Source organism: Streptomyces sp. NPDC030245, assembly GCF_055572995.1.
Window position 1 is genome coordinate 212,529 of record NZ_JBVICF010000011.1, and the last position, 24,153, is coordinate 236,681.

A 24,153-nucleotide genomic window follows, 5' to 3' on the forward strand; every position below is an offset into this window, starting at 1 on the left:
TCTCCCGGCGGGCGGCTCAGACCGCGACCGGCTCGGCGTCCGCGGAGTTCTCGCTCTCGGCGACGACGCCGGCGACGCGGCGGAGCTTCTTCATGGGGCCGAGCTCCGACTCGTAGACCTTCTTGACGCCGTCACCGAGGGACGCCTCGATGGTGCGGATGTCGCGGACGAGGCGGGTGAGGCCCTGCGGCTCGACGGAGGCGGCCTGGTCGGAGCCCCACATGGCGCGGTCGAGGGTGATGTGGCGCTCGACGAAGGTGGCGCCGAGGGCGACGGCGGCGAGCGTCGTCTGGAGGCCGGTCTCGTGGCCGGAGTAGCCGATCGGGACGTTCGGGTACTCGGCCTGGAGGGTGTTGATGACGCGGAGGTTGAGCTCCTCGGCCTGCGCCGGGTACGTCGACGTGGCGTGGCACATCAGGATGTTGTCGGAGCCGAGCACCTCCACCGCGTGGCGGATCTGCTTCGGGGTCGACATGCCCGTGGAGAGGATGATCGTGCGGCCCGTGGCGCGCAGGGCGCGGAGCAGCTCGTCGTCGGTGAGCGAGGCGGAGGCGACCTTGTGGGCGGGCAGGTCGAACTTCTCCAGGAAGGCGACGGCCTCGGTGTCCCACGGGGACGCGAACCAGTCGATGCCGCGCTTGGCGCAGTGCTCGCTGATGGCCTGGTACTCGGCCTCGCCGAACTCCACGCGGTGGCGGTAGTCGATGTACGTCATGCGGCCCCAGGGGGTGTCGCGCTCGATGTCCCACTGGTCGCGCGGGGTGCAGATCTCCGGGGTGCGCTTCTGGAACTTCACCGCGTCGCAGCCGGCCTCGGCGGCCACGTCGATCAGCTTGAACGCGTTCTCCAGGTCGCCGTTGTGGTTGATGCCGATCTCGCCGGTGATGTACACGGGCTGGCCGGGACCGGCCGTCTTCGAACCGAAGCGGCGGAGACGGGAGTTGGCGCCGATGGAGGTGATGTTGCTCATGGTGGGAACAGTCCTTAATTGTGGAGGGAGTCGAGAGAGGGGCCGAGGATCCAGGTGGCGATCTCTCGGATCGCGCCTTCACCGCCGGGGAGGGTGGTGACCGCGCGTGCGGCGCCGCGCACGACGTCGTGGGCGCTCGCGACCGCCACGGGCCAGCCCACGAGGGCGAAGCACGGGAGGTCATTGACGTCGTTGCCGACGTAGAGCACGCGCTCGGGAGCGATGCCCTGTTCCTCGCACCACTGCTTCAGTGCGAGGTCCTTGCGGTCGATGCCGTGCAGGACGGGAAGTTTCAGCTTCCTGGCGCGCGCGGCGACGACCGGGTTCTGTTCCGTGGACAGGATCAGCATGTGCAGGCCGCTCCTGCGGAGGGCCGCGATGCCGAGGCCGTCCCCGCGGTGCACGGAGACGAACTCCCGTCCTTCGGAGTCGATCAGCACCCTGTCGTCGGTCTGGGTGCCGTCGAAGTCGAGGACGACCGCGTCGATGTCGGCGGCGGTCGGGAGGGCGGCCTCGTCCCCGGGACGGGCCGCGTCGAAGAGCGGGGCGAGCGCGCGGGCACGGGCGAGGTCGTGCGGGTCGTCGACCTCCAGGACGCGCGCCGGGTCGGTGCGGACGGGCTCGGTGCGGCCGAAGAAGCGGTGCTTCTCGGTGCGGAAGCCCGCCGCGTCCATCGCGTAGGCGGCGCCGGTCTCCAGGAGGTCCTGGGGGCGGTCCTGGCGGCGCGGGCGGAACGACTTGTCGTGGTTGACGCCGTAGCCGCCGAGGACACGGGTGGAGTTGGCGAGCGTCGCCGTGCCGCCCAGCGAGCCGGTGCGCTGCGCGGGTACGTCGGTGGAGCCGGCGGAGTCCCCGACGGCATCGGCCGCGTCGCGCCAGATGAAGCCGTGGAACGGCGCCACCGTGACGGCCGTGTCGGCGCCGTGCTCGGCGACGGCCGACGCCACCCCGTCGATGTCCTCGTGGGTGAGGAAGGGGCTGGTGCACTGCACGAGCAGGACGACGTCGACCCGCGTGCCGTGCAGCGCCTCGTGGGCGTCCATCGCGTGCAGCACGGCGGCCTCGCTGGTCGCGGTGTCCCCGGCGATCGCGGCGGGGCGCAGGACCACTTCGGCGCCTGCGGCGCGGGCGGCCTCGGCGATCACGTGGTCGTCGGTGGAGACGACGACGTCGGTGACGAGCCGGGCGGCGAGGCAGGCGCGGATGGCGCGGGCCACCAGCGGCACGCCGCCGACGGGGGCGAGGTTCTTGGCGGGCACGCCCTTGGAGCCGCCGCGGGCGGGGATGACGGCGAGCACGCGGCGGGCCGGTGCGCTCGCGGGGTCGGGGAGGGGCATGGGGGCTCCTTGAAGGGGGTGGGTGCTCACGGCTCGCCCGGGGTTCACGGCTCGCCCGGAGTTCTCGGCTCGCCCGGGGTCGACAGCTCGCCCGGCGCTCACAGCTCGCCCATCCGCCGGATGACGGGGGCCACGCGCTGCACTCCGTGGCGGTAGGCGCCCCGGGCCGCGCGGCGCACTATCTGCCGTACGGGGCCGGGGTCCTTGCCGGCCGCGGGGGCGCCCGGCAGCGGGGCGCCGTCGGGGCCGAGGTGGTGGCGGGCGAGGATGCCGGGCAGATAGCCGCGGGCGGTGGTGAGGCTGTAGTAGGGCCGGATGGGCGGCAGGCCACCGGCGGCCGCGTCGGCGAGCAGCTCGGTGACGCGCTCGCGTGCCGCGTCGAAGGCGTTCTCGTACGCCCCGTCGGCGGCGACGCCCTGCCGGGCCAGCCACCTCTCGTCGGGCTCGGGCAGGTGGCCCGCGTCCAGCTGGTCCCAGGAGGCGAGGCAGCCGGAGCCCGTGAAGTGGTGGTTGCCGAGCGCCTCGCGCACCCCGAGGTCGGTGAGGACGGCGGTGGGGATGCGGCGGTGCAGGGATTCGAGCGCGGCCGTGGAGCTGACGGTGACGAGGAGGTCGGTGCGGTCGAGGACCTCGCCCATGTGCCCGTAGACGAGGCGGCAGTTGGCGGGCAGGCCGCCTTCGACGCGCTGCGCCAGCTTCTGGTAGGGCAGCTCCTCGATGTGCGTGGTGTGCTCGCCGGGCTTGCTGCGCAGCTTGAGCAGGACTTCACGGTCGGGGTGGAGCCGGGCGTGCTCGGCGAGGCGGCGCAGCAGGTAGGTGCGGTGCGCTGCGGTCTCGGGCACGGAGGGCTGGGCGGCGAAGACGACGGTGTACGGGTCGTGCTTGGCGTAGGGCGCTCCGCCGAGGAACGGCAGTGCGGCCTCCGTCACCGCCGACGCGTCGGCGCCCACTCCTTCGTACACCGCGCGGAAGCGTTCGGCGTCCTGGCGGGAGTTGGCGAGGACGACGTCCGCGCCGTGCCGCAGGAGGAGGCCGTCGGCGAGCTTCTCGTAGACGACGCCGACGTAGCCGGTGACGACGACGGGCCGCTTCCTGGTGGCGCCGGTGAGGAGGGCGTCCTGCGTGACGCGGGCGAGTCCGTGCAGCACCGCCTGGACCGCCCCGCCCACCAGGGCGAGCACGATCACGTCGGGTGCGTCCCGCTCGGTCTCGCGCAGGAACTCGACGGCGGTGACCTCGCGCAGTGAGTCCGCGCGCACGCCGACCTCGTCGAGCTGCCGGGGGGTGGGAGTGGCCCGGCCGCGGAGCAGGAAGCCGCTGAGCCGAGCCTCCGGCACGATGCGGTGCGCTGTGAGAGCGCCCCATTTCCATCGTGTGTCGGAGTCGGCGAGCACGGCGACCCGCAGCGGGTTTCGATGACTTCCTTGCACGTCCCAGACGCTAGGAAGGCATTCCGATTCGCGGCCCAACTCAGGTGCAACAAACGGTTAACAGCATGCCGACGAATGGCGAATCGGCCCGGGAAAAGCCTGTCCGGCAGCCTGGTTAACCATTCCGCCACGCGTCGTTCACCTGGCATACCGCTGCGGGTCGACACGAATCACGGGCCGACACCTAACGTCACCCACGTGGTTAAGCTCTCCGTCATCGTGCCGTTCTACAACGTGCAGCAATACGCGCCCGACACCTTGAGGAGTCTGCGTGCGAACGCACGTGACGACTTCGAATTCATTCTCGTCGACGACTGCTCGCGCGACGAGACTCCGGACATCCTGGAGCGTGCGGCGCGCGAGCTTCCCGGCGCCGTCCACCTCAGACATGAGAAGAACGGCGGGCTCGCGACTGCCCGCAACACGGGCCTCGACGCGGCGCGCGGCGAGTACCTCACCTTCCTGGACGGTGACGACTGGCTCGCGCCCGGCTACTTCTCCCAACTGGTCGCCGCCATCGAGCAGTTGGGCTGCGACTTCGTACGCACCGATCATGTGCAGTGCACCGCGCGGGCCCGCAGCGTGCACCGCGTCCCGCACGGCAGGCGCGGCGTCGTGCTCAATCCGCGCGACGTGATACTGCCCGCCGACCGGTCGACGTCCGTCGACTACGCGTACGCGTGGGCCGGCATCTACCACCGCAGGCTCGCCGACGCGGGGCTGCTGCACTTCACCGACGGTCTGCGCACCGCGGAGGACCGGCCCTGGATCTGGCGGCTGCACCGGGAGGCGGAATCCTTCGCCGCGGTCGGCCTTCTCGGGGTGTTCTACCGGCGCGGGGTCGCCTCCTCTTTGACACAGATCGGCGACGTACGCCAGCTCGATTTCATCAAGGCATTCGACCAGGTCGTACGGGAAACAGCGGCCGACCGGGACGCGGACCGACTCCTGCCGAAGGCCGTGCGCACTTACTGTGCGATCATCTCCCACCATTTGGGATCCATCGAAAGGTTCGAGCCATCCGTGGCGCGGAAATTGAAGTCAATGAGTGCGGCCGCGCTGAAGCGGATGCCGCAGGGCGTTCTCGACGACGCGCTCGACTCCATGGACGTCCAGCGGGCGACCCGCCTGCGCAGGCTGCGCCGGCGTCCGGTGGCGGCGGAGGTGGCCGCGTAATGGCCACGACGCAGATCTTCCTGGCGTCCACCCTGTACGGCGCCGCGACGCTGGCCGCGGCCCTGGACGCCGACCGGTTCGGCCCCGCCGACCGCCGCATCCTCCTGGTCAGCAACAACGCGGCGACGCCCGAGACGACGACGCCCCTCGACGGGATGCCCGGGTTCGAGCGGCTGCGCGGCCGGTTCGACGAGGTGCGCTCCTGGAACGAGGCCATCGCCCCCTTCCACCCGGGCGGCTGGGCCCCGCGCGGCGACGACGTCGTGCTGTGGGAGCGGTACATCCGGATGCTCTGGGGCCTCGGTGACGACGCCGTCGAGCTGGCCGTCGAGTCGATCCAGGTCAACCCCGCGCTCGCCCTCTCGCAGATCTTCACCGGCGTCCCCGTCGACGTCTACGCCGACGGCCTGATGAGCTACGGCCCGACCCGCAACAAGATCGACCCGCTGATCGGCACCCGCGTGCGGCGCCTGCTCCACCTGGACCTGGTGCCGGGCCTCACCCCGCTGCTCCTCACCGAGTTCGGGGTCGCCCCCGAGGTCGTACCGACCGAGGCGTTCCTGAAGGTCCTCGGCGAACTCGCCGAGGAGGACACGGAGTTGGCCGGGCTGCCGGAGTTCCCGGAGAGCGAGGCGCCCGCCCTCGTCCTCGGCCAGTACCTCTCCGCCCTCTCCATCCTCACCCCCGAGGAAGAGGAGGAGCTGCACATTCGCATGGTGCGCGACGCCGCCCAACTCGGCCACACCCGCGTCGTGTTCAAGCCGCACCCGACCGCGCCCGCCCGCTGGTCGCGCGCCCTGGAGAAGGAGGCGCAGGCGATCGGCGTCGAGCTGACGGTGCTCGACAGCCCCGTGCTCGCCGAGGTCCTCTACCAGCGCATGCGGCCCGCGCTCGTCGTCGGCTGCTTCTCCACCGCGCTGCTCACGGCGTCCGCGCTCTACGGCCTGCCCGCCGCCCGCACCGGCACGGACCTCCTCCTCGAACGCCTCGCGCCCTACCAGAACAGCAACCGCGTCCCGGTCACGATCGTCGACGCCCTGCTGCCCGAGCTCACCGACCGGGCCGCCGTCACCGCACAGGAGCCGGGCCTCGGCACCGGCGAGCTGACGAACCTCCTCAAGGCCGTCGGCTTCGCGATGCAGCCGCAGATCTACCCCCGGCTGCGCCCCGAGGCCGAGCGCTATCTCGCCCGGAACCTGTCGGACGCCACCTGGCGCTACTTCAAGCGGCGCCGCCTCACCGCGCTCGCGCTGCCCGGCGCCCTCCCCGCGCAGCTCGCCTTCATCCCGCGCAACGCGGCCGTCCGCAAGGTCGCCCGCCGCGCACGCTCCGTACAGCGCTCGCTCAAGCGGACCGCGCTCGGATGACCTCTCCCGACATAACGCTCCCGAAGCTCTCACCGGGGGCGGAATCCGCCGCGCCGCACGCCCTCGCGGCCCCGCGGCCCGCTCGCGGGAAGCCCCGGCTGCGCGCCCTGGACGGGTTGCGGCTCGTCGCCGCGCTCATGGTCGCCGCGTACCACTACGGCGGCCGCGACGGCGAGATAGCCGAGGCCTGGGGCAGCTCGCCGAAGCAGCAGTTCCCCACGGCCAGCGAGTGGTTCGCCTACGGCTGCCTGGGCGTGCAGATCTTCTTCGTGATCAGCGGCTTCGTCATCTGCATGAGCGGCTGGGGCAGGCCCATGCGCTCGTTCTTCGCCTCCCGGGCGTCACGCCTGCTGCCCTCGTACTGGGCGGCGATCATCCTGGTGACGGCGGTCTTCGCGCTGCCGGCCGTCGCCTACGAGGCCGTCTCGCCCAGTGACGCGCTGGTGAACCTCACCATGCTTCAGCAGCCGCTCGGCGCGGACCGGGTGCTCGGCGTGTGCTGGACGCTCTGGGCCGAGCTGCGCTTCTACGCCCTGTTCGCGCTCTGCGTGGTCATGCCGGGCGTGACCCGTGCGCGCGTCGTGCTGTTCTGCGCGGTGTGGACCCTGGCCGCGGCCGTCGCCGAGGCCGCCGACCAGCCGCTGCTCGACCTCGTCCTGATGCCGGAGTACGCGCCGTTCTTCGTCGGCGGCATCGGCATCTACCTGATCCACCGCGACCGCCGCGACCTCACCGCGTGGGGCATCACGGGCGTGAGCTGGCTGATCGGCCAGCACTACGCCGTCGACCAGCTGTGGCACGCGCCGAACCCGGACTTCTTCTCCTACCGCTCATCGGCCGGGATCATGGCGGTGGTGACGGCGGGATTCGTGGGGGTGCTGCTGATCGCGCTCGGGCACCTGCACTGGGCGAACTGGCGCTGGCTGACCGTGGCCGGCGCGCTGACGTACCCCTTCTACCTGGTGCACGAGCACCTCGGCTGGGTGACGGTGGAGGTGCTGCACCGCCGCCTGGGACTGCCGTCGTACGCGACGCTCGGCCTGACGATCGCCGCGATGCTGGTCCTCGCCCGGCTCCTGAACCGGTACGTGGAGGAGCGGCTGACCCCGTTGATCCGCAACGGCCTCAACCGGAGCCTCACCCCCCGGAACTGACGAGCGTCGCCCCGATCCCCGCCACGACCGCGGCGAGCCCCTCCTCGAAGCCGCGGTCGTGCGACCGGAACATCTCCTCGCCCGCCGCGGCGGCCAGCGGATACGCGGCGAGACGCTCGGCACGCGCCACGAGATCGTAGCCGCCGCCACCCTCGCGGCCGTCGCCGCCGGCCGGGGCCGGGCCCGTGGCCTGCTCCTCGATGACGTACCCGATCGTGTAGCTGTACACGGTGAACCAGGCACGGGCCGCCGCGGCCGGCGCGAAGCCCGCCTCGCCGAGCGCCCGCAGGTGGTTTTCGAGGGGTGCCGCGTACGACAGGTCCGTGTAGCGCGTACCGCTGAACACCTTGGCGCCGTCGCGATAGCGCAGCAGGTGGGCGCGGAGGCCGCGCATCGCGCCGGTGAGCGCCGCGCGCCAGTCGGGGTCCGGGGCGGAGAGGAAGTCCTCGCCCATGCGCCGCATCATCTCGGTCGCCATCTCGTCGAGCAGCGCCTGCTTGTCCTTGAAGTGCCAGTACAGGGCGGGTGCCTTCACGTCGAGGCGCTGGGCGATGGCACGCAGCGTCAGCCCTTCGAGCCCGGTCTCGTTCAGCAGGTCGAGCGCGGTGCGCGCCACGCGGGTCCGGTCCAGTTTCGTCGTAGCCACCTTGACAATTTAACACCGTTAAGCGCACCCTCGTCCGCATGGCACTTAACGACGTTAAGGAAATCGACACCACCGGTGTGCTCATCGTGGGCGCGGGCCCCACCGGTCTCGCCCTCGCCTGCGACCTCGCGCGGCGCGGCGTGCCCGCCCTCGTCGTCGAGCGGGCCCCGGGCCTCTTCCCCGGCTCGCGCGGCAAGGGTCTCCAGCCCCGCACCATGGAGGTCTTCGACGACCTCGGCGTGGTCCGCGCGGTGCTCGCGGCGGGCGGCCCCATCCCCGTCGGGATGGTGTGGCGGGACGGAGAACGGCAGGGCGAACACCGGATGTTCGACGAACCGGAGCCCACGGAGACCGCCCCGTACACCACCCCGTGGATGCTCCCCCAGTGGCGCACGCAGGAGATCCTGCTGACACGCCTGCGGGAGCTCGGCGGCGACGTCGCCTTCGGCGCGGAGGTAACGGAGCTGACGCAGGACGCCGAGGGGGTCACCGCCCGGCTGTCGACGGGCGCGGCGGTACGGGCGGCGTACGCGGTGGCGGCCGACGGCGGCCGCTCCACCCTCCGCGGGGCGCTCGGCATCCCGATGACGGGCGAGACCGTGGACCCGAACCCGGTCCTGGTCGCGGACATCCGCGTCCCCGCGCTCGACCGCGCCAACTGGCACATGTTCCCGCCCGCCGACGACAGCGGCCTCCACACGGCGATCTGCCCGCTGGCCGGCACCGAGGACTTCCAGCTGACGGCCCAGCTGCCCGCCGGGGCGACACCCGACCTCTCCCTTCGGGGCGTACGCGAACTCGTCGCCGCCCGGACGCACCTGAGCGCCGACGAGGTGACGGCGATCCGCTGGTCCTCGGACTTCCGGCCGCGCGCGGCGCTGGCGGACCGCTTCCGCGAGGGCCGCGTCCTCCTGGCGGGCGACGCGGCGCACATCCACTCGCCCGCGGGCGGCCAGGGCCTGAACACCAGCGTCCAGGACGCCTACAACCTGGGCTGGAAGCTGGCCGCGGTGCTCCGGCGCGGCGCGCCCGCGGCGCTCCTCGACACGTACGAGGAGGAGCGGCGGCCCAACGCCGCGCGGATGCTCGGCCTGTCCACCCGCATCCACCGCGGCGAGGCGCGGCGCGGGGCGGACACGCGGCAGCTCGGCATCGGCTACCGCGACGCGTCACTGGCGGTGGAGACGCGCGAGGGACTGCCGGAGGAGGCACTGCGGGCGGGTGACCGGGCGCCGGACGGGCCGTGCGGCGCGGGGACGCTGTTCGACGTGTTCCGCGGCCCGCACTGGACGCTGCTCGCGGTGGGCACGGACGCGGAACTTCCGCCGTTCGACGAGGAGTTGGTCCGCGTGCACGGCATTCCCGCGTACGAGCCGTACGGGAAGGGGCTCTTCCTCGTCCGGCCCGACGGGTACGTGGGCTGGGCGGGCGCGGACGCGCGGGACGGCCTCGCCGCGTACCTGGCGCGGTGCGGCGCCCCCGTCCGAGCCGACTTCCCGGCTTGACCTCAAGCGGACTTGAGGTTTTACGTTCAAGCGCATGTCAGCTTTCACGTATTCACACAGCGACCAGGACCTCGTCGACCAGCCCGTGGGCTACTGGAGTTCGGCGGCGGGCGCGGCCGTCGTCAACCACATCCGCACCATGCTCGCCGAGATGGGCCTCACCCAGCCCCAGTGGTGGGTCCTCAACCAGCTCGTACCGGCGCCGGAGGGCCGTCCGCGGGACGAGGTCGTGGCGGTCCTGAAGGGCTACCTGGAGATCGGCGAGGGCGCCCTGCACCACAACATCGGCGCCCTCCACGACCGGGGCCTGATCACCGAGGACCCCGCGGGCCGCATCGCCCTCACCGACGAGGGCCGCACGCTCCGCGCCCGCGTGGCCGAGCGCCAGAAGGCCGTCCGCGCGGAGATCCACGAGGGCATCACCGACGAGGAGTACGTGCGCGCGCTGAAGGTCCTCCAGCGGATGATCCACAACGTGGGCGGCTCGGCCTGGCACCACTGACGGTCAGGCGGCGCGGGGCCTGCTGAACTCCTCGATCAGGACGGGGTACTGCTCCGCGCCGTGCCCGGCGGCGATCGCGCGGGCGGCCATCGCCTGGATCAGCTTCGGCAGTTCGGCGTTGACGCCCGCGGCCTCGCTCTCCTCGACCATGTGCGCCATGGACCGCGCGTCGGTCTCCAGGGACGCCACCTCCGCGGGGAAGGAGCCGGCGTCGATCTGCTCGGCGTATCCGGGCAGCCACTCGGCCACACCGGCGGCGATCCGCCGTGCGAACGGCGCGTACGTCGCGGCGTCGACGCCGACCGTCCTGAGCAGGGCGGTGCCCTGGAGCCAGGCGTTCAGGACGCTCCACATCATGGCGAGCCCGGCCACGTCGTACAGGGACGCGAGGCCGTGGTCCTCGCCGAGGTGGGTGACGGTGCCGAGCGCGGCGAGGGCCGGCTCGTGCGCCGCGAAGTCCGCCGCGGGGCCGCTGTGCAGGATCACCGCGTCGGCGGTGCCGATGACCGGCGGGACGGCCATGACGGCGCCGTCGAGGTAGCGGGCGCCCCACTTCGCGGCCCACCGCGCGGTCTCCCTGGCCCGGGCCGAGTCGCCCGAGGTCAGGTTGACCAACGTCGTGTCTCGGAGGGCGGTTTCGGCGGGGCCGAGCAGTTCGCGCACGGCGTCGTAGTCGGTCAGACAGACGACCGTCAGGGGACTCGCCCTGAGCGCTTCTTCGACGGTCGGCGCCAAGTGGGCTCCTGCCGCGACGAGTTGGTCCGCCTTGGCGGCGGTGCGGTTCCACACCGTGGTGGGGTGCCCGGCCCTCAGGAACGCCGCGGCGAGTGCGTGGCCCATGAGGCCGAGCCCGATGACGGTCACGGGAAGCTGAGATTTCTTGATCTCGGGTTCGTTGTTCATGACAGCATCGTCAACGTTGATACCGGTATGAAGGTCAAGCGAGGTGCGATGCGGATCGGGGAACTGGCGCGCCGGACGGGCGTCAACGCCCACCAGTTGCGCTACTACGAGGCCCAGGGCCTCCTGGAGGCGGAGCGCGGCACGAACGGGTACCGCGAGTACGACGAGAGCGCCGTGCTGCGGGTGACGCAGATCCGGCACCTGCTGGGCGCCGGACTGTCCTCCGAGGACATCGCGTACGTACTGCCCTGCGCGGACGGAGAGGTCCCGGAGCTGCCCGCGTGCCCCGAACTCCTGGCCGCGATGCGGACGCGGCTGCGCCGCCTCGACGACCAGATGGAGAAGATCGCACGGTCCCGCGCGGCCCTCGCCACGTACATCGACGCGGCCGACCGGATGGGCGGCGACAGCTACGCGCCCCTGACGGGAGCCGCCGTCACACGCTGCTGACCGACAGCTTCACCGCGAAGCCGAGGAACAGCGCGCCCGCCGCCGACGTGGCCCCGGCCGAGAGCCGCTTGCGGCGGCGGAAGGCGGCCGCCAGCTTGGTGCCGCTGAAGATCAGGGCCGTCAGATAGAGGAAGCTCGCCAGCTGGGCCAGGGTGCCGAGCACGACGAAGGACAGGGCGGGATAGGCGTACCCCGGATCCACGAACTGCACGAAGAAGGCGATGAAGAAGAGGATCGCCTTGGGATTGAGCAGACTGATCACCAGGGCCCTGCGGAACGGCCGCTCCCCCGCGGCCGCCTCCCCGGCGTCCGCCGCCCGGCCCCCGTCGGCCCCCTGCTCCCCGCGCGCCCGCCACATGCTCCACGCCGCCCGCAGCATGCCGACCGCGAGCCAGGTCAGATATCCGGCACCGGCGTACTTCACGATCCCGAACAGCACGGCGTTGGCCTGGAGGAGCGAGGCGACGCCGGCCGCCGACAGCGTCATCAGGACGGCGTCGCCGCACCAGACGCCGGCGGCCGCGGTGTAGCCGGTGCGGACGCCGCGGCGTGCGGCGACGGAGAGCACGTACAGCGAGTTCGGCCCCGGCAGGAGAATGATCAGGACGAGGCCCGCGAGATAGGTCGGAAGATCGGTGACACCCAGCATGCCGGGAGTCTCGCACGGGTGTGCGGGATGGGGGCAGGGGTGTCCGTGTGCCGGACGGCAACGATTCCGCCTCCACAACGCGCCCGCATGCCAGAGGTTCGTACGTCAGAACGCGTCCGTACGTCAGAACGCGTCCGTCGGGACATACACCCCCCACACCTCCCGCAGCGCGTCGCACACCTCGCCCACGGTGGCCCGCGCCCGGAGCGCCTCCTTCATCGGGTACAGCACATTGGCGCCCTCCCCCTTCGCCGCCTCCTGGAGCGCGGCCAGGGCGGCGCTCACCGCGGCGCCGTCCCGCTCCGCGCGGAGCCGGGCCAGGCGGGCGGCCTGCCGGGCCTCGATGGCGGGGTCGACGCGCAGCGGTTCGTACGGCTCCTCCTCGTCGAGCCGGAAGCGGTTGACGCCGACCACGACGCGGTCGCCGCTGTCCGTCTCCTGCGCGATGCGGTAGGCGTTCCGCTCGATCTCACCTTTCTGGAAGCCCTGCTCGATGGCGTGCACCGCGCCGCCGAGGTCCTCGACGCGCCGCATCAGGGCGAGCGCCGCCTCCTCCACGTCGTCGGTCATCCTCTCCATGACGTACGACCCGGCGAAGGGGTCGACGGTCGCCGTCACGTCCGTCTCGTACGCGAGGACCTGCTGGGTGCGCAGCGCGAGCCGGGCCGACTTGTCGGTGGGCAGGGCGATGGCCTCGTCGAAGGAATTGGTGTGGAGCGACTGGGTGCCGCCGAGGACCGCGCCGAGGCCCTGGAGGGCGACCCGGACGAGGTTCAGCTCCGGCTGCTGGGCGGTGAGCTGGACACCGGCCGTCTGCGTGTGGAAGCGGAGCATCAGCGACTTGGGGTTCCGCGCGCCGAACTCCTCCCGCATGAGACGGGCCCACATGCGCCTGGCCGCGCGGAACTTGGCGACCTCCTCCAGGAGCGTCGTACGCGCCACGAAGAAGAAGGAGAGGCGCGGCGCGAAGTCGTCCACGTCCATGCCGGCCGCGACCGCCGTACGGACGTACTCGATGCCGTCGGCGAGGGTGAAGGCGATCTCCTGCGCGGGCGAGGCGCCCGCCTCGGCCATGTGGTAGCCGGAGATGGAGATGGTGTTCCACTTCGGGATCTCGGCCCCGCAGTACCGGAAGGTGTCCGCGACCAGGCGCAGCGAGGGACGCGGCGGGAAGATGTACGTGCCGCGTGCGATGTACTCCTTCAGGATGTCGTTCTGGATCGTGCCGGTCAGCCTGCCGGCCGGGACGCCCTGCTCCTCGGCGACCAGTTGGTACAGGAGGAGCAGCACCGCGGCGGGGGCGTTGATCGTCATCGAGGTGGAGACCTTGTCCAGCGGGATCCCGTCGAACAGGACGCGCATGTCCTCGACCGAGTCGACCGCGACACCGACCTTGCCGACCTCGCCGCTCGCGATCGGGGCGTCGGAGTCGTGGCCCATCTGTGTCGGCAGGTCGAAGGCGACGGAGAGGCCGGTCGTGCCGTGCTCGATCAGCTGCCGGTAGCGGGCGTTGGACTCGGCGGCGGTGCCGAAGCCCGCGTACTGGCGCATCGTCCAGGGGCGGCCGGTGTACATCGTGGGGTAGACGCCGCGCGTGTAGGGGTACGCGCCGGGGGCGCCGAGCCGCTCCGCCGGGTCCCAGCCCGACAGGGCCTCGGGGCCGTACACGGGTTCGATGGGCAGTCCTGACTCCGACTCGTGTGTCATGCCTCCAGCTTGCGCCCGCGCACGGGACGCGTCACTCGCGGCAAACCGGGAAACACTTCCAGAGTCGTGAGTTGTCTGGGAGCGCGGGGGGCGTGATGGGCAGGAGCGCGATATCGGCGGGGGCCGTGGCGGTGCTGGTGCTGACGGCGGGGTGCAAGGCGGTGGCGGTGGATCCGGACGGGAAGCCGGGCGGCGCGGACGCCGGAGCGGGCAGGCCGACGGCGGGGCAGCCGGCGCCGTCCTCGACGTCCCGCACCCCGGCGCCACCCACCGCGCCCACCGCGCCGGCCGCGCCCGCCTCTCCAGCCGTGCCGCCCAGGACGCTCATGCGGGCGGGCGACAGTTCGGAGCAGGTGCGGGAACTTCAGGCCAGGCTGCGGCAGATCGCCTGGCTCCACGTGAACCCGACGGGGACGTACGGGGCCGCCACGGTCGCCGCGGTCAAGGGCTTCCAGGCCAAGCGGGGGCTGCCCCGCACGGGTGACACGGACACGGTCACCTGGCAGCGGCTGCTCGGCATGACGCGCGAGCCGACGCGGTACGAGCGGTACGCGGGCGGCGGCATCCCGGCGGCCGCGCCGGACAAGCGGTGCCTGACCGGGCGGGTCCTGTGCATCGCCAAGAGCAGCCGCACGCTGACGTGGATGATCGACGGCAGGGCGGTGTCGACGATGGACGTGCGGTTCGGCTCGCAGTACACGCCGACCCGCGAGGGCGCCTTCACCGTCTACTGGAAGTCACGGCACCACGTCTCGACGCTCTACGACAGGGCCATGCCGTACGCCATGTTCTTCAGCGGCGGCCAGGCCGTCCACTACTCGTCGGACTTCGCGGCCACGGGATACGCGGGCGCGTCGCACGGCTGCGTGAACGTCCGGGACGAGAAGAAGATCGCGAGCCTGTTCGCCCAGGTACGGACCGGCGATCGAGTCGTCATCTACAAGTGACGCGAGTCCGGCTGCGTGGGGACTGGTGACCCCGCGGCACGGTGGCGGAAAAGCGGCGTGGGCGGGATCGGGGGAACGTATCCCGCCCACGCCGAGGGCACGGAGCCGAAGGTACGGGGGGAACCCCCGGCTCGTGCGTGGGCCGATGACCAGTCGGCTCATTACTTACTGCGTCTCCTGCTCCAAAAACGTCACACCCCACGCCGTCGCCCCCGGTTACGAAGGGGGCCGGGCCATGGGAGGCCCGGGTTGCGGGAGGTGGGAGAGGCCCGCGTCAGGGGAGGTGGGGGTGGGCGCTGCGGGACGGCTTGGACGGCTGGGAGGGCTGGTGAGGGGCTGACGGAGTGGACATGGGAGGCGGGACCGGGGCGCCCCCGGTGTCACCGCCCGAGCTGCCGTCCTCGTCGCCGCCCGAGCCGTTCTCCCCGTCGCCGTTCTCTCCGTCGCCACCGCCCTGGCCGCCGCCACCGTTCTGGCCGCCACCCTTGCCACCGCCGCCGTCGCCGTCGCCGTTCCCGTCGCCCTGATGGCCGCCGCCACCCGGACCGCCACCCGGACCGCCGCCCAGGACCCGCCCACAGAACGCCTCCACGCGCGCAGGACCCCTGGCGGCCTCCTCCAAGCGGCGGCGCTTGTCGCCCTGGAGCTCACCGCTGCGGTAGGCGCGGCAGGCGGTGACCACCGTGCGGTACCACGTCCTCGCCTCGTCGCCGCGAGGCGTCCTGTCATCGCTCGGCTGCCGCGGGACGTCGGTGTGCGCGCCGCCCGCCTCGGCCTCCGGCGGCGAGCTCGACTCCGGCTCCCGTGCCGTCGGCTCGTCGCCGGGCGCCGTGCTCGCGTCCGGGACCATGTCCTCGGAGGGCTCACCCGCGTCGTCCGACGGGGAGGGCGAGGCCGTCGACTCCTCCGGTGTGGTGGCCGGGGACGCGGAGCCGGCGGGGCCCGGGTCACCGTGCGTACCGAACGGCGAGGGCAGCACGCCCGTCCCCGCGGCCACGGCGACACCGCCGACCATGCAGGCCGCGAGGGCCGCGGCGATCCCGAACCGGAAGGGGCGGCCCCAGCGGCTGGGGAGCGGCCGACTCCCGGCACGCCCCAGACGTACGGTCTCGCCCGCGGCCGCCTCGTGGGCGGCCGTCGCGTACGGCGCGGTCCTGGAACCGCCGCCCCGCACGGCCCCCGCACGCTCCTCGCGCGCGTCCCGGGCGACCCGGAAGGCAGCCAAGGCCGCGGCCTCGCCCGGGAGTTCCCCGTCCGCGGCAACGATGTCGGGGTCGAGGTGGGCACGGGCACCGGAACCGGCCTCCGCGCCGAACCCTCCGCCGGCTTCCGCCGTCGGTCCCGCCTCGTCGATGTGCCCCTGCGCGGCCAGCGCGGCGAGTGCCCGGGCCAGCCGCTCGGCCTCCGCGCGGTCGTGAGGGCCGATGCCTTCGAGGGGCTCCCCGCGCAGCAAACGCTCCGCCGCGTCGCGGTCCAGCCACTGGTGCTGCTCGTCGGCCATCACATGTCCTTCTGCGTCCGCGTACGCCATTGCGTCACACCGGCGGACGTCACCGCGCAGCCGCGCGGCTCTCTCTGAGGCGGTACGGCGTCGAGCGCGTCCTTGGGGTCCGCGCCCTCCGAACCGAGCAGCTCGGCGAGGCGCTTGAGGCCGCGGTGCGCCGCCGTACGGACGGCTCCGGGGCGCTTGCCGAGGGTCTGCGCGGCGCTCTTCGCGTCGAGACCGACGACGACGCGGAGCACGACGGCCTCCGCCTGGTCCTGCGGGAGCCTGGCTATCAGGGCGAGCGCGTCGCCGGTGGCGAGGGACTCCATCGCCTCGCCCGCGGTGTCCGCGTCGCCCGGCTTCCCGGTCAGCTCCGACTCGTCGCCGCCGACGGCGGGGCGGCGGCCCCGCATGCGTATGTGGTCGAGGGCGCGGTTGCGCGCGATGCGCGCCGCCCACCCTCGGAACCGGTCCGCGTCGCCGCTGAACCGGTCGAGGTCGCGCGCTATCTGCAACCAGGCCTCGGAGGCGACGTCCTCCGCGTCCGGGTCGGCGACCAGCGTGCGTACGTATCCCAACAGCCTCGGGTGCACGGCGCGGTACACAGTCCGGAAAGCGGTCTCGTCCCCGTCCTGCGCCGCAAGCACCGCGGCGGTCAGCTCCGCGTCGTCCCCCAGCACTCTCTCAATCCTGCCACTCGGAGATCTGCGCCCGGCCCCGGCGCGAAGCAGCACGCTACGGGCTCGGACAGGCCTACGTCCATGTTTGTACAACGTGCAACTACCGGGTGACGGAACGCGGTGTGACAGAAAACGCACGCGAGGCGCTGAAGGAAGTACGGACCGCACGCGGTTCGTACCGTGTGCCGGCCGGGGCCTCTCCTGTGGGGGGTGGCGGCCCCGGCCGGGCACGTCCCTCCCGTGGGGGCAGCGAGTACGTTCGCCGTAGGACAGCGCGGACGCGCGCCCAGTGAGCACCCCGCGCCGCCATGTGCCACCGCGGCGCCGACCGGCCCAGGCTCTGCCGGTCGACCCGCCACGCCCCGGCCTACCTCTTGCCTTTGGCCCCGTGCTTCTTCACAGCGTCGGCTTGCGCCTTGCTCTTGGCCTTGCCTCCGGCCTTCTCCCCGCCCCGCGGTTCGCCTTGCGGGCCGCTCTCCTTCTTGTTCTTGCCCCCGGCGCCCGGCTCGGCGGGCTTCTTTTGCTTCTTGTCGGCGTGCTCCTTGCCGAGACCCTTACCGGAGTCCTTGCCGGAGTTCTTGTCCTTGCCCTTGCCTGTGCCGGGGGTCTTGACCATGTCCTCGCCCTTGTCCTCCTCCCGACCCCCTCGTTCCGCCCCGGCCCCGGGGCTCTCCCCCGCGTCAGCCGTGCCGTCCGGCCGGGCGCCGCCCTTGGAGGGTGGGGAGAGTGGGGACGACGGGGCCGGGCGTGGGTGTTCGTTCGGGGGTGGGGGGTCGGCGATTGTGCCTGCGCCTGCCAGGGCCACGCCGCCGAGGAGGCCGCCCGCCAGGACCACGCCCCCGGCCGCCCGCAGCGACACCCGGCCCCGGCGGGTCTCGCGGGGACGCCAGTCGTCCCGGCGCCGCGTCCTCGCCCGGTCATGGGCGCCCTCGTCGCGGGCCGCCCGGAACGCCGCGACCGCCTCCCGCTGCGCGTCCGCGTCCACCTCGGCGTACGCGCCGGCCCGCACGGCCGCCTCGAGCAGCTCGTGCGTGGCCGTCAGGGGAGGGTTCTGCTTGCCGCCGGGTCCGGAGGCGTCGTCAGCGTTCATCTCGACTCCCCCAGCGTGCCGGCGCCGTCATCCGTCACACCGTCGAGGCCGAGCCGCTCCCCCAGCTTCCGCAGCCCGCGGTACGCGGCCGTCCGCACCGCCCCCGGGCGCTTGCCGAGGACGCGCGCCGCCGTCGGGCCGTCCAGGCCGACGACCACCCGCAGCAGCACCGCCTCCGCCTGGTCGCGCGGCAGCGTGGCGACCAGGGCGAGCACCCGTTCCGTCGAGATCGCCTCCAGGGCCGACGCCGGTGTGCTGTGCGGGCCCGGCAGTTCGAGCACGTCCTGTTCGAGCGCGGTGGGGCGCGGTCGCGCCCGCTGGCGGCGCAGGTGGTCGAAGGCCCGGTGCCGGGCGATCGTCGCGGTCCAGCCGCGGAACCCCGCCCCGTCCCCGCGGAACCGCCCGAGGTCCCTGGCGATCTCCAGCCACGCCTCGGCGGCGACGTCCTCCGCGGTCTCGCCGTCCGTGCCGACGAGGCCGCGCAGATAGCCCACGAGCCCTGGCTGGACAAGGCGGTACGCGACCGCGAACGCGGCCTCGTCGCCCTCCTGGGCCGCTGCTACGGCCCTGCCCAGCTCCTCGTCGTGCGCCTGTGCTCGACGGGGTCCCCCACCCTGGCCCAACCCGCTCCCATCCGGCCGTCTCGGCACGGTGCACCGCGCCCGTGCCCCCCACGGTCACCAGCGTCACCGGGCGCGGAAATGTCACAGCGCGTCGGCGAACGGCCGTCCGCCGGCGATCTCACACCTCGAAGAGGCCTCCGCCGCCCTCGGGGCGGATCTCCGAGATGTCGATGGTCTGTGCCGGCGCCGGGGCCACCGCGGAGACCGGCTCGCCGTACTCGGACAGCCGCATCCGCATGGTCTCGCCGTCCTCCTCCGTTTCGAGCCCGACGAGGTACGGCCTGCCCGCCGCGGCCACGTACACGGACGTCTCGCTGCCCTCCTTGTGCTCGACGAGCGGGGTGACGTCCTCGCCGTAACGCCGCGTCTTGGGCAGGGCCTTGACGACGTCGTCCGGGCCGGGGCTGCCGGGCATCGCGCTGGTGATCTCGTCGAGGTCGCAGCTGTTCACCGGCATCGAGGGACCGGCGGAGGCGCCCGTCGGGATCCTCAGGTACTTGCCGCGCACCAGCGCCGTCCGCTCCTGGACCCGCGCCGCGGTCTCGGGGTCCCGGCCCGCCGCCATGTCGCGGATCGCCTGAAGCGACTCGTCGCTGAAGCGGACGTAGGTCGAACCGCCCCCGATCATGATGAGGTCGCCGCGCTGCATCGGGCCCGCGTCGAAGGTGCCCGTGCAGTTGTTGTCGCGGTCCATGTGCAGCGACACCTTCTGCCGGCCCTTCGGGGTGGGCATGTCGAGGGCGATGCGCACCGATTCCGCGTCGCGGAGCAGCTTCAGGGCCTCGACGGAGAGCTCCTTGCCGCGCGCCTCGTCGGCGGGCACGACGTCTTCCAAGGTGCCGCCGGCGTACGTCACTTCGCGCTCCGTGCCGCAGGACGTGAGCCCGCCCGCGACCGCGCCCACGGCGACGCAGAGCGCGGCGCCCCGCACCCACCGTCCGCCGGCCCCGGCACGGCCCGCCGCACGACCCGTCACGCGTTCCCCCACCCGATCCCCCGCCCGAATACCCATGCCACAACTGTCACATCCCCCAGCGCGCCCGCCCGCCCCGGTGTCACACCCTCCGCATGCGGGATACATCACGCGACAAATCGCCCGCCCCACTACAACCCTTTGCCCTCGCGACCAGTCATACGGACTTGGTTCATCTGCGATTCGTTGAGGAGTGGCGCAATTGATCCCGCGCAAACCGCGTCAAAAGGCGCGTGAGAAGGCGCGTTCCACGCATGCGTACAGGCCGTTGAGTCACAAACGCAGGGCATGGCTGACGCTCGGGGCCGTCGTACTGGGCGGCGCGGGTGCGGTGACGTACGCGACAGCCGGCCCGAGCAACGGGGAGGGCCCCGGCGCCGACCCGCGCGCCCAGCGCCCGGCGAGCGTGCACGACCTCCCGCTGAACGCCGACGGCGCGACGAAGAGCGCACTGCCCCGCACGTCGACCGAGCAGTTCTCGCTCCTCGGCGTCTCCTGGAGCGGTGCCGCCGCGGAGTGGGACGGCACGGCGCAGGTGCGCACGCGCGCCATCGGCTCCGGCGCGTGGAGCGGCTGGCGGTCGCTCGATCTGGAGCCGCACTCTCCGGAGAAGGCCGAGAAGGCCGAGAAGGCCCTGCGGGGCGCGTCCCGTCCCCTCTGGGTCGGCCCGTCGGACGGCGTGGAGGTCCGCGTCGTCGCCGCCGACGGTACGGCAAGCAACGCGCTGCCCAAGGGAGTTGAGGTCAACCTCGTGGACCCGGGCGTGACGCCCAAGGAGGCGCGGAACCCGTCACTCGGTGGCCGCACCGCGGCGAAGGGCGCCGCCACCGCGATGACCCCCGCGGCCTTCGCGGCCGACGGCGACACCCCCGCCCCCACCACCCGGCCGACGCCCCCGCCGTCCACGGTCACCCGGCCGCCCGTGATCGGCCGGGCGGCCTGGGGCGCCGACGAGTCCGCCGTCAAGGGACCTGCGGAGTACAACGACAAGGTCAAGGCCGTCTTCGTCCACCACACGGCCGGCACGAACGACTACAGCTGCGCCCAGTCCGCGTCGCTGGTCCGCGGTCTCATGACGTACCAGGTGGAGACCGAGGGCCACAACGACCTCGGCTACAACTTCCTCGTGGACAAATGCGGCCAGATCTTCGAGGGCCGCGGCGGCGGCGTCGACGTGCCCGTCCGCGGCGAGCACACCGTCGGCTTCGACGGCGACTCCACGGGCATCGCCGTCCTCGGTGACTTCGAGGGCGACCCGGCGACGGGCCGGCCCGCGGGCAGGCCGTCCCGCGCCGCCCTGGAGTCGGTGGCCCGCGTGGCGGCCTGGAAGCTCGGCCAGTACGGGGGCGACCCGGCCGGCAAGGTCACGCTGACCGCGTCCGACGACACCGGCGTGTGGAAGAAGGGCGAGCAGGCCTCGATCGACACGATATCCGGCCACCGCGACGGCGCCACGAGCGTCTGCCCCGGCAAGAACCTGTACGCCAAGCTCGGTGAGATACGCCGGTACGCGGGCAGCGCGGGCCGCAACGCGGCCATACCGACGGGCGACTACAACCGCGACGGCATCACGGACCTGATCGCCGGCACCCCGAAGGCGTCATCGGGCCGCGGCCGCGTGACGGTCGTGCCCGGCGGCCTCGACGGCCCGGTCGGCGCCTCCAGGATCTCGCTGACGCAGACCAGTCCGGGCGTCCCCGGCAACTCCGAGGCCGGCGACGACTGGGGCACGGCCACCGCGTGGGGCGACCTGAACGGCGACGGTCACGCGGACCTCGTCATCGGCGCCCCCGGCGAGGACGACTCGTCGGGCAACAAGAACCGCGGCGCCGTCACGATGCTGTACGGCCCGGAGTTCACGTCCGGCACGGACATGCAGCTCTCCGCCGACTTCCACTACCCCGGCGCCCGGTTCGGCGCGGCGGTCGCGTCCGGCGACTTCAACGCCGACGGCAGGGCGGACGTGTTCGCGGCGGCGACCGGCACCGGCGGCTCGTGGGCCGCGCGGCTCGACGCCGACCACGCCTCGGGCGGCAGCCTCACCCCGGGCGACACCGCGATCGCCTATCCGGACGCGACGTCCGGCGACTTCAACCGCGACGGCTACGCGGACGTGGCGCTGACCTACCGCGACCAGGCGGGCAAGGGCAAGGTCGCCTGGTTCCGCGGCGGCCGGTCGGGGCTGAGCCGGGTCGGCGTGCTCTCCGTCCCGGGCGGCCGCTCGGTCGCCGCGGGCGACGTCAACGGCAACGGCTACGACGACCTCGTCATCGGCCAGCCGTACACCTCCGAGTCCGGCGCCCACGCGGGCGGCCAGGTCACGGTGGTTCCCGGCACCTCGACGGGGTTCACGACGACCGGCATGAAGACGGTCCACCAGGCGACGTCCGGTGTCGTCGGCGCGGCCGAGGCGGGCGACGCGATGGGCTGGTCGGTCGCGGCCGGCGACTACAACGCCGACGGTTACGCGGACGTCCTGACCGGCGCCCCCGGCGAGGACATCACCCGCTCAGGCACCAACCGCAAGGACGCGGGCACCTCGCTGCTCCTGAAGGGCTCCTCGTCCGGCCTCACCGGCACGGGTGCGCAGGCCTTCTCCCAGGACGAGCCCGACGTGCCGGGCTCCACGGAGACGGGCGACCGGCTCGGCACCTCGGTGACGCTGGCCGACCTGTCCGGCTCCGGCCGGGCGGACCTGGCCGTCGGCGCCGAGGGCGAGGACACCGGCGACGGCACGATCCTCCAGCTGGACAGCACCGCGACGGGCGTCCACGGTGGCAGCGGCGTCTATTACGGGCGTGCGCTGCTCGGGACCCCGGCGGGCGCCGGGCTTGGCCAGGCCCTGACGCCGTAGCGGTCCCGTGCACGGCGGCGTGGCGCCGCTCCCCGGCCGGTCCGGGGAGCGGCGCCTCACGTCTCGCTGGGCACCCTGCACCCCTCGGGCTGCGCCTTGTCCTCGGGCCAGCCGATGCCGACGTACTCCAGCTTCTCGGTACGGGGGTTCAGCTCCACCACGGCCACGGGCTTGTTGTAGGCGTTCCCCGCGTTGGTCAGACAGATCCAGCCGCTGGTCCCGCGGACGCGGTTGACGGCTTCGAGGCGCTGCCACATGTCGGAGACCCGTTTCAGCGGGGACACCGCGCCCTCGGTCTGGGCGTTGGCCAGCAGCACGGCCTTGGCGATGGTGCGTACGCCGTCGTGCACCAGCATGGTGCGGGAGTCCTCCAGGCGGACGTCGCCGATCTCCCCCGCGCGCCCGCTCCGGATCAGCGCGCGCAGCGCCTCCATCTCCGCCCGCGGCTCGGTGAGATGGGCCTTGCGCTCCCTGGCCCCGCCCTGTCTCGCCAGCTCCCGGTCCCAGGCGTCGGGGTGGCCCGGAGCGGCGTACTGCACCTTGACGACGGGTTCCTTCCCGCCGCCGCGCAGCCGCTCCCAGTCGTCGTCCTTCATGTACCGGTTGAGCGTGGCCGCGCCCGATCCGCTGACGATCGTGTACTTCTTCCCCTCGCACTGCACGTCCGCCAGTTTGAGGGCGAAGAGCCGCAGGTGGACGGGGCGGCCCGCGAAGTAGACGTACCGCGCGGTGGACTGGCAGATGTTCTGGGCGATGAGGGTGAAGTCGTTGCCGGTGTCCCCGGGGTCGGTGATCGAGGGGGACTCGAAGGGCTGCTCCTTGGGTCCCGGCGGGCCCTTCTCGTCACGGCTGAAGGCCGCGGCGAGCGAGTCGTTGTAGATGTCGTGCGGACGCTTGTCCCTGACCAGGACGGTCTGTGCGTCCGTGAGCTCGCCGTGGAAGTTGGCCAGGGCGGCCGCCTGCTGGCGGTTGGTCGGGATGATGCGGGCGAGGCCGGGATAGGGGTCCTTGCCGGTGCTCTTCTCGGGGTTGGCGAGTTCGTCCGCGCTGACGCGGGCGGCGAGGACGGGGATGTGCAGCTCCTCGGTGAGGCGGGTGATGGCCTTCTTCGTGGCGTCCAGGCTGAGGTTGAAGCCCGTGACGGCCCGGAGGTTGTCGCGCTTGTCGGCCGCCATGGCCGCCAGCTGGTCGACGACCCTCTCCTGCTGGGCGTATCCGTCGCCGGGGTTGGCGAGGACGAGGCGCAGCAGCGGGGTGGTCTCGTCGCGGTTGGCCCGGTACTGGGCGAGATACGCGCCCTGCACCTCGCTGCGGAGCTGTACGCGCTCGGCGGCGAGGTCGGGCTGGAGCGGCAGCATCAGCGCGACGGTGACGTGCGGCTTGTCGCCGACGAACTCCTCGTTCTCCTTGGCGATGGCCCGGGCCACCGCGTCGATCTCCGGCGTGCCGAAGGCGTACCCCGTGCCGTTGACGCCGATGCACTCGCCGCCGTGGCTCTCGACGCCCTTGGCGCAGCTCTCGGGTTCGCCGATCGGCGGCATCAGCCAGTACAGGAGCGCGGCCGCGGCCGCGAGGCCGGCCAGCGTGAGGATCCTGCGCATCCAGTTGGCCAGGAACGTGTTGTACAGCCAGTTTCCGAACCGTCTCACCGCTGCCCTCCCTCTAGAGCCTGTGTCGACCGGACCCGTGTCGGCCGGAGCCGTG

Annotated in this window: 21 protein-coding genes; 8 read left to right on the forward strand and 13 right to left on the reverse strand. The window is 72.8% G+C overall.

The window, feature by feature from the left end:
* Positions 1-16: 16 nt before the first annotated feature.
* The 3 genes from ACZ4Z4_RS28360 to ACZ4Z4_RS28370 form a co-directional block, all read right to left on the reverse strand.
* Positions 17-970, reverse strand: a complete 954-nt coding sequence (locus tag ACZ4Z4_RS28360; RefSeq protein ID WP_468333239.1) for an N-acetylneuraminate synthase family protein — start codon at positions 968-970, stop codon at positions 17-19.
* Positions 971-984: 14 nt separating this feature from the next.
* Entirely contained in the window at positions 985-2,307 is a 1,323-nt protein-coding gene (locus ACZ4Z4_RS28365) for a cytidylyltransferase domain-containing protein (RefSeq protein ID WP_468333242.1), read from the reverse strand.
* 98 nt (positions 2,308-2,405) lie between these two features.
* Complete coding sequence (locus ACZ4Z4_RS28370) at positions 2,406-3,737, reverse strand: DUF6716 putative glycosyltransferase (protein ID WP_468333245.1); 1,332 nt, start codon at positions 3,735-3,737, stop codon at positions 2,406-2,408.
* Between the two features lie 198 nt (positions 3,738-3,935).
* On the opposite strand from ACZ4Z4_RS28370, the gene ACZ4Z4_RS28375 reads away from it, so the two are divergent.
* Genes ACZ4Z4_RS28375 through ACZ4Z4_RS28385 form a run of 3 tightly spaced genes read left to right on the forward strand, consistent with a single transcriptional unit; the run spans position 3,936 to position 7,434 of the window.
* Entirely contained in the window at positions 3,936-4,913 is a 978-nt protein-coding gene (locus ACZ4Z4_RS28375) for a glycosyltransferase family 2 protein (RefSeq protein ID WP_468333248.1), read from the forward strand.
* The gene (locus ACZ4Z4_RS28380) at positions 4,913-6,280 is read left to right on the forward strand and encodes a polysialyltransferase family glycosyltransferase (protein ID WP_468333251.1); all 1,368 of its coding nucleotides are present in this window, start codon (positions 4,913-4,915) and stop codon (positions 6,278-6,280) included. The genes ACZ4Z4_RS28375 and ACZ4Z4_RS28380 overlap by 1 nt, the downstream gene beginning before the upstream one ends.
* The gene (locus ACZ4Z4_RS28385) at positions 6,277-7,434 is read left to right on the forward strand and encodes an acyltransferase family protein (protein ID WP_468333254.1); all 1,158 of its coding nucleotides are present in this window, start codon (positions 6,277-6,279) and stop codon (positions 7,432-7,434) included. Before ACZ4Z4_RS28380 ends, ACZ4Z4_RS28385 begins: the two co-directional genes overlap by 4 nt.
* Here ACZ4Z4_RS28385 and ACZ4Z4_RS28390 read toward each other — a convergent pair.
* The gene (locus ACZ4Z4_RS28390; protein ID WP_468333501.1) at positions 7,418-8,089 is read right to left on the reverse strand and encodes a TetR/AcrR family transcriptional regulator C-terminal domain-containing protein; all 672 of its coding nucleotides are present in this window, start codon (positions 8,087-8,089) and stop codon (positions 7,418-7,420) included. The genes ACZ4Z4_RS28385 and ACZ4Z4_RS28390 overlap by 17 nt on opposite strands.
* Before the next feature lie 29 nt (positions 8,090-8,118).
* Between ACZ4Z4_RS28390 and ACZ4Z4_RS28395 the strand changes: the two genes are divergently transcribed.
* Positions 8,119-9,585, forward strand: coding sequence for an FAD-dependent monooxygenase (locus ACZ4Z4_RS28395; RefSeq protein ID WP_468333257.1), 1,467 nt, complete (start codon positions 8,119-8,121; stop codon positions 9,583-9,585).
* Between the two features lie 34 nt (positions 9,586-9,619).
* A complete protein-coding gene (locus tag ACZ4Z4_RS28400) occupies positions 9,620-10,087 on the forward strand; it encodes a MarR family winged helix-turn-helix transcriptional regulator (protein ID WP_468333260.1) in 468 nt (155 codons plus the stop codon).
* A 3-nt stretch (positions 10,088-10,090) separates the two neighbouring features.
* Here the strand turns inward: ACZ4Z4_RS28400 and ACZ4Z4_RS28405 are convergent, their stop codons facing one another.
* On the reverse strand, positions 10,091-10,990 hold the full coding sequence (locus ACZ4Z4_RS28405; RefSeq protein ID WP_468333263.1) for an NAD(P)-dependent oxidoreductase: 900 nt from the start codon (positions 10,988-10,990) through the stop codon (positions 10,091-10,093).
* Positions 10,991-11,038: 48 nt separating this feature from the next.
* Here ACZ4Z4_RS28405 and ACZ4Z4_RS28410 point away from each other — a divergent pair, with 48 nt between their 5' ends.
* Positions 11,039-11,440, forward strand: coding sequence for a MerR family transcriptional regulator (locus ACZ4Z4_RS28410; RefSeq protein ID WP_468333504.1), 402 nt, complete (start codon positions 11,039-11,041; stop codon positions 11,438-11,440).
* Here ACZ4Z4_RS28410 and leuE read toward each other — a convergent pair.
* A complete protein-coding gene (leuE, locus tag ACZ4Z4_RS28415; RefSeq protein ID WP_468333265.1) occupies positions 11,427-12,089 on the reverse strand; it encodes a leucine efflux protein LeuE in 663 nt (220 codons plus the stop codon). The two genes, ACZ4Z4_RS28410 and leuE, sit on opposite strands and share 14 nt — an antisense overlap.
* A 123-nt stretch (positions 12,090-12,212) precedes the next feature.
* The gene (locus ACZ4Z4_RS28420; protein WP_468333268.1) at positions 12,213-13,796 is read right to left on the reverse strand and encodes an acyl-CoA mutase large subunit family protein; all 1,584 of its coding nucleotides are present in this window, start codon (positions 13,794-13,796) and stop codon (positions 12,213-12,215) included.
* 95 nt (positions 13,797-13,891) lie between these two features.
* Here ACZ4Z4_RS28420 and ACZ4Z4_RS28425 point away from each other — a divergent pair, with 95 nt between their 5' ends.
* Positions 13,892-14,743, forward strand: a complete 852-nt coding sequence (locus ACZ4Z4_RS28425; RefSeq protein ID WP_468333507.1) for a L,D-transpeptidase family protein — start codon at positions 13,892-13,894, stop codon at positions 14,741-14,743.
* Positions 14,744-15,017: 274 nt separating this feature from the next.
* On the opposite strand, the gene ACZ4Z4_RS28430 is transcribed toward ACZ4Z4_RS28425, so the two are convergent.
* The 5 genes from ACZ4Z4_RS28430 to ACZ4Z4_RS28450 form a co-directional block, all read right to left on the reverse strand.
* Positions 15,018-16,244 (reverse strand): hypothetical protein, encoded by a 1,227-nt coding sequence (locus tag ACZ4Z4_RS28430; RefSeq protein WP_468333271.1) that lies wholly within the window; start codon positions 16,242-16,244, stop codon positions 15,018-15,020.
* The gene (locus ACZ4Z4_RS28435; protein WP_468333274.1) at positions 16,244-16,909 is read right to left on the reverse strand and encodes an RNA polymerase sigma factor; all 666 of its coding nucleotides are present in this window, start codon (positions 16,907-16,909) and stop codon (positions 16,244-16,246) included. The genes ACZ4Z4_RS28430 and ACZ4Z4_RS28435 overlap by 1 nt, the downstream gene beginning before the upstream one ends.
* Positions 16,910-17,276: 367 nt before the next feature.
* Positions 17,277-17,999, reverse strand: a complete 723-nt coding sequence (locus ACZ4Z4_RS28440; protein ID WP_468333277.1) for a hypothetical protein — start codon at positions 17,997-17,999, stop codon at positions 17,277-17,279.
* Positions 17,996-18,622, reverse strand: a complete 627-nt coding sequence (locus tag ACZ4Z4_RS28445) for an RNA polymerase sigma factor (RefSeq protein WP_468333280.1) — start codon at positions 18,620-18,622, stop codon at positions 17,996-17,998. The genes ACZ4Z4_RS28440 and ACZ4Z4_RS28445 overlap by 4 nt, the downstream gene beginning before the upstream one ends.
* Before the next feature lie 118 nt (positions 18,623-18,740).
* On the reverse strand, positions 18,741-19,598 hold the full coding sequence (locus tag ACZ4Z4_RS28450) for a hypothetical protein (protein ID WP_468333283.1): 858 nt from the start codon (positions 19,596-19,598) through the stop codon (positions 18,741-18,743).
* A gap of 265 nt (positions 19,599-19,863) precedes the next feature.
* Here ACZ4Z4_RS28450 and ACZ4Z4_RS28455 point away from each other — a divergent pair, with 265 nt between their 5' ends.
* Positions 19,864-22,449: an FG-GAP-like repeat-containing protein gene (locus ACZ4Z4_RS28455; RefSeq protein ID WP_468333286.1), complete on the forward strand. Its 2,586-nt coding sequence runs from the start codon at positions 19,864-19,866 to the stop codon at positions 22,447-22,449.
* A 56-nt stretch (positions 22,450-22,505) separates the two neighbouring features.
* Here ACZ4Z4_RS28455 and ACZ4Z4_RS28460 read toward each other — a convergent pair whose 3' ends face one another.
* Complete coding sequence (locus ACZ4Z4_RS28460; RefSeq protein WP_468333289.1) at positions 22,506-24,098, reverse strand: type 1 periplasmic-binding domain-containing protein; 1,593 nt, start codon at positions 24,096-24,098, stop codon at positions 22,506-22,508.
* Positions 24,099-24,153: the final 55 nt, after the last annotated feature.

Bases quoted from the DNA above. Each gene is read 5' to 3' on its own strand.
- ACZ4Z4_RS28360 (WP_468333239.1), bottom strand. From the start codon at position 970: ATGAGCAACATCACCTCCATCGGCGCCAACTCCCGTCTCCGCCGCTTC.
- ACZ4Z4_RS28365 (WP_468333242.1), bottom strand. From the start codon at position 2,307: ATGCCCCTCCCCGACCCCGCGAGCGCACCGGCCCGCCGCGTGCTCGCC.
- ACZ4Z4_RS28380 (WP_468333251.1), top strand. From the start codon at position 4,913: ATGGCCACGACGCAGATCTTCCTGGCGTCCACCCTGTACGGCGCCGCG.
- ACZ4Z4_RS28385 (WP_468333254.1), top strand. From the start codon at position 6,277: ATGACCTCTCCCGACATAACGCTCCCGAAGCTCTCACCGGGGGCGGAA.
- ACZ4Z4_RS28395 (WP_468333257.1), top strand. From the start codon at position 8,119: ATGGCACTTAACGACGTTAAGGAAATCGACACCACCGGTGTGCTCATC.
- ACZ4Z4_RS28400 (WP_468333260.1), top strand. From the start codon at position 9,620: ATGTCAGCTTTCACGTATTCACACAGCGACCAGGACCTCGTCGACCAG.
- ACZ4Z4_RS28405 (WP_468333263.1), bottom strand. From the start codon at position 10,990: ATGAACAACGAACCCGAGATCAAGAAATCTCAGCTTCCCGTGACCGTC.
- ACZ4Z4_RS28410 (WP_468333504.1), top strand. From the start codon at position 11,039: ATGCGGATCGGGGAACTGGCGCGCCGGACGGGCGTCAACGCCCACCAG.
- leuE (WP_468333265.1), bottom strand. From the start codon at position 12,089: ATGCTGGGTGTCACCGATCTTCCGACCTATCTCGCGGGCCTCGTCCTG.
- ACZ4Z4_RS28420 (WP_468333268.1), bottom strand. From the start codon at position 13,796: ATGACACACGAGTCGGAGTCAGGACTGCCCATCGAACCCGTGTACGGC.
- ACZ4Z4_RS28425 (WP_468333507.1), top strand. From the start codon at position 13,892: ATGGGCAGGAGCGCGATATCGGCGGGGGCCGTGGCGGTGCTGGTGCTG.
- ACZ4Z4_RS28430 (WP_468333271.1), bottom strand. From the start codon at position 16,244: ATGGCCGACGAGCAGCACCAGTGGCTGGACCGCGACGCGGCGGAGCGT.
- ACZ4Z4_RS28440 (WP_468333277.1), bottom strand. From the start codon at position 17,999: ATGAACGCTGACGACGCCTCCGGACCCGGCGGCAAGCAGAACCCTCCC.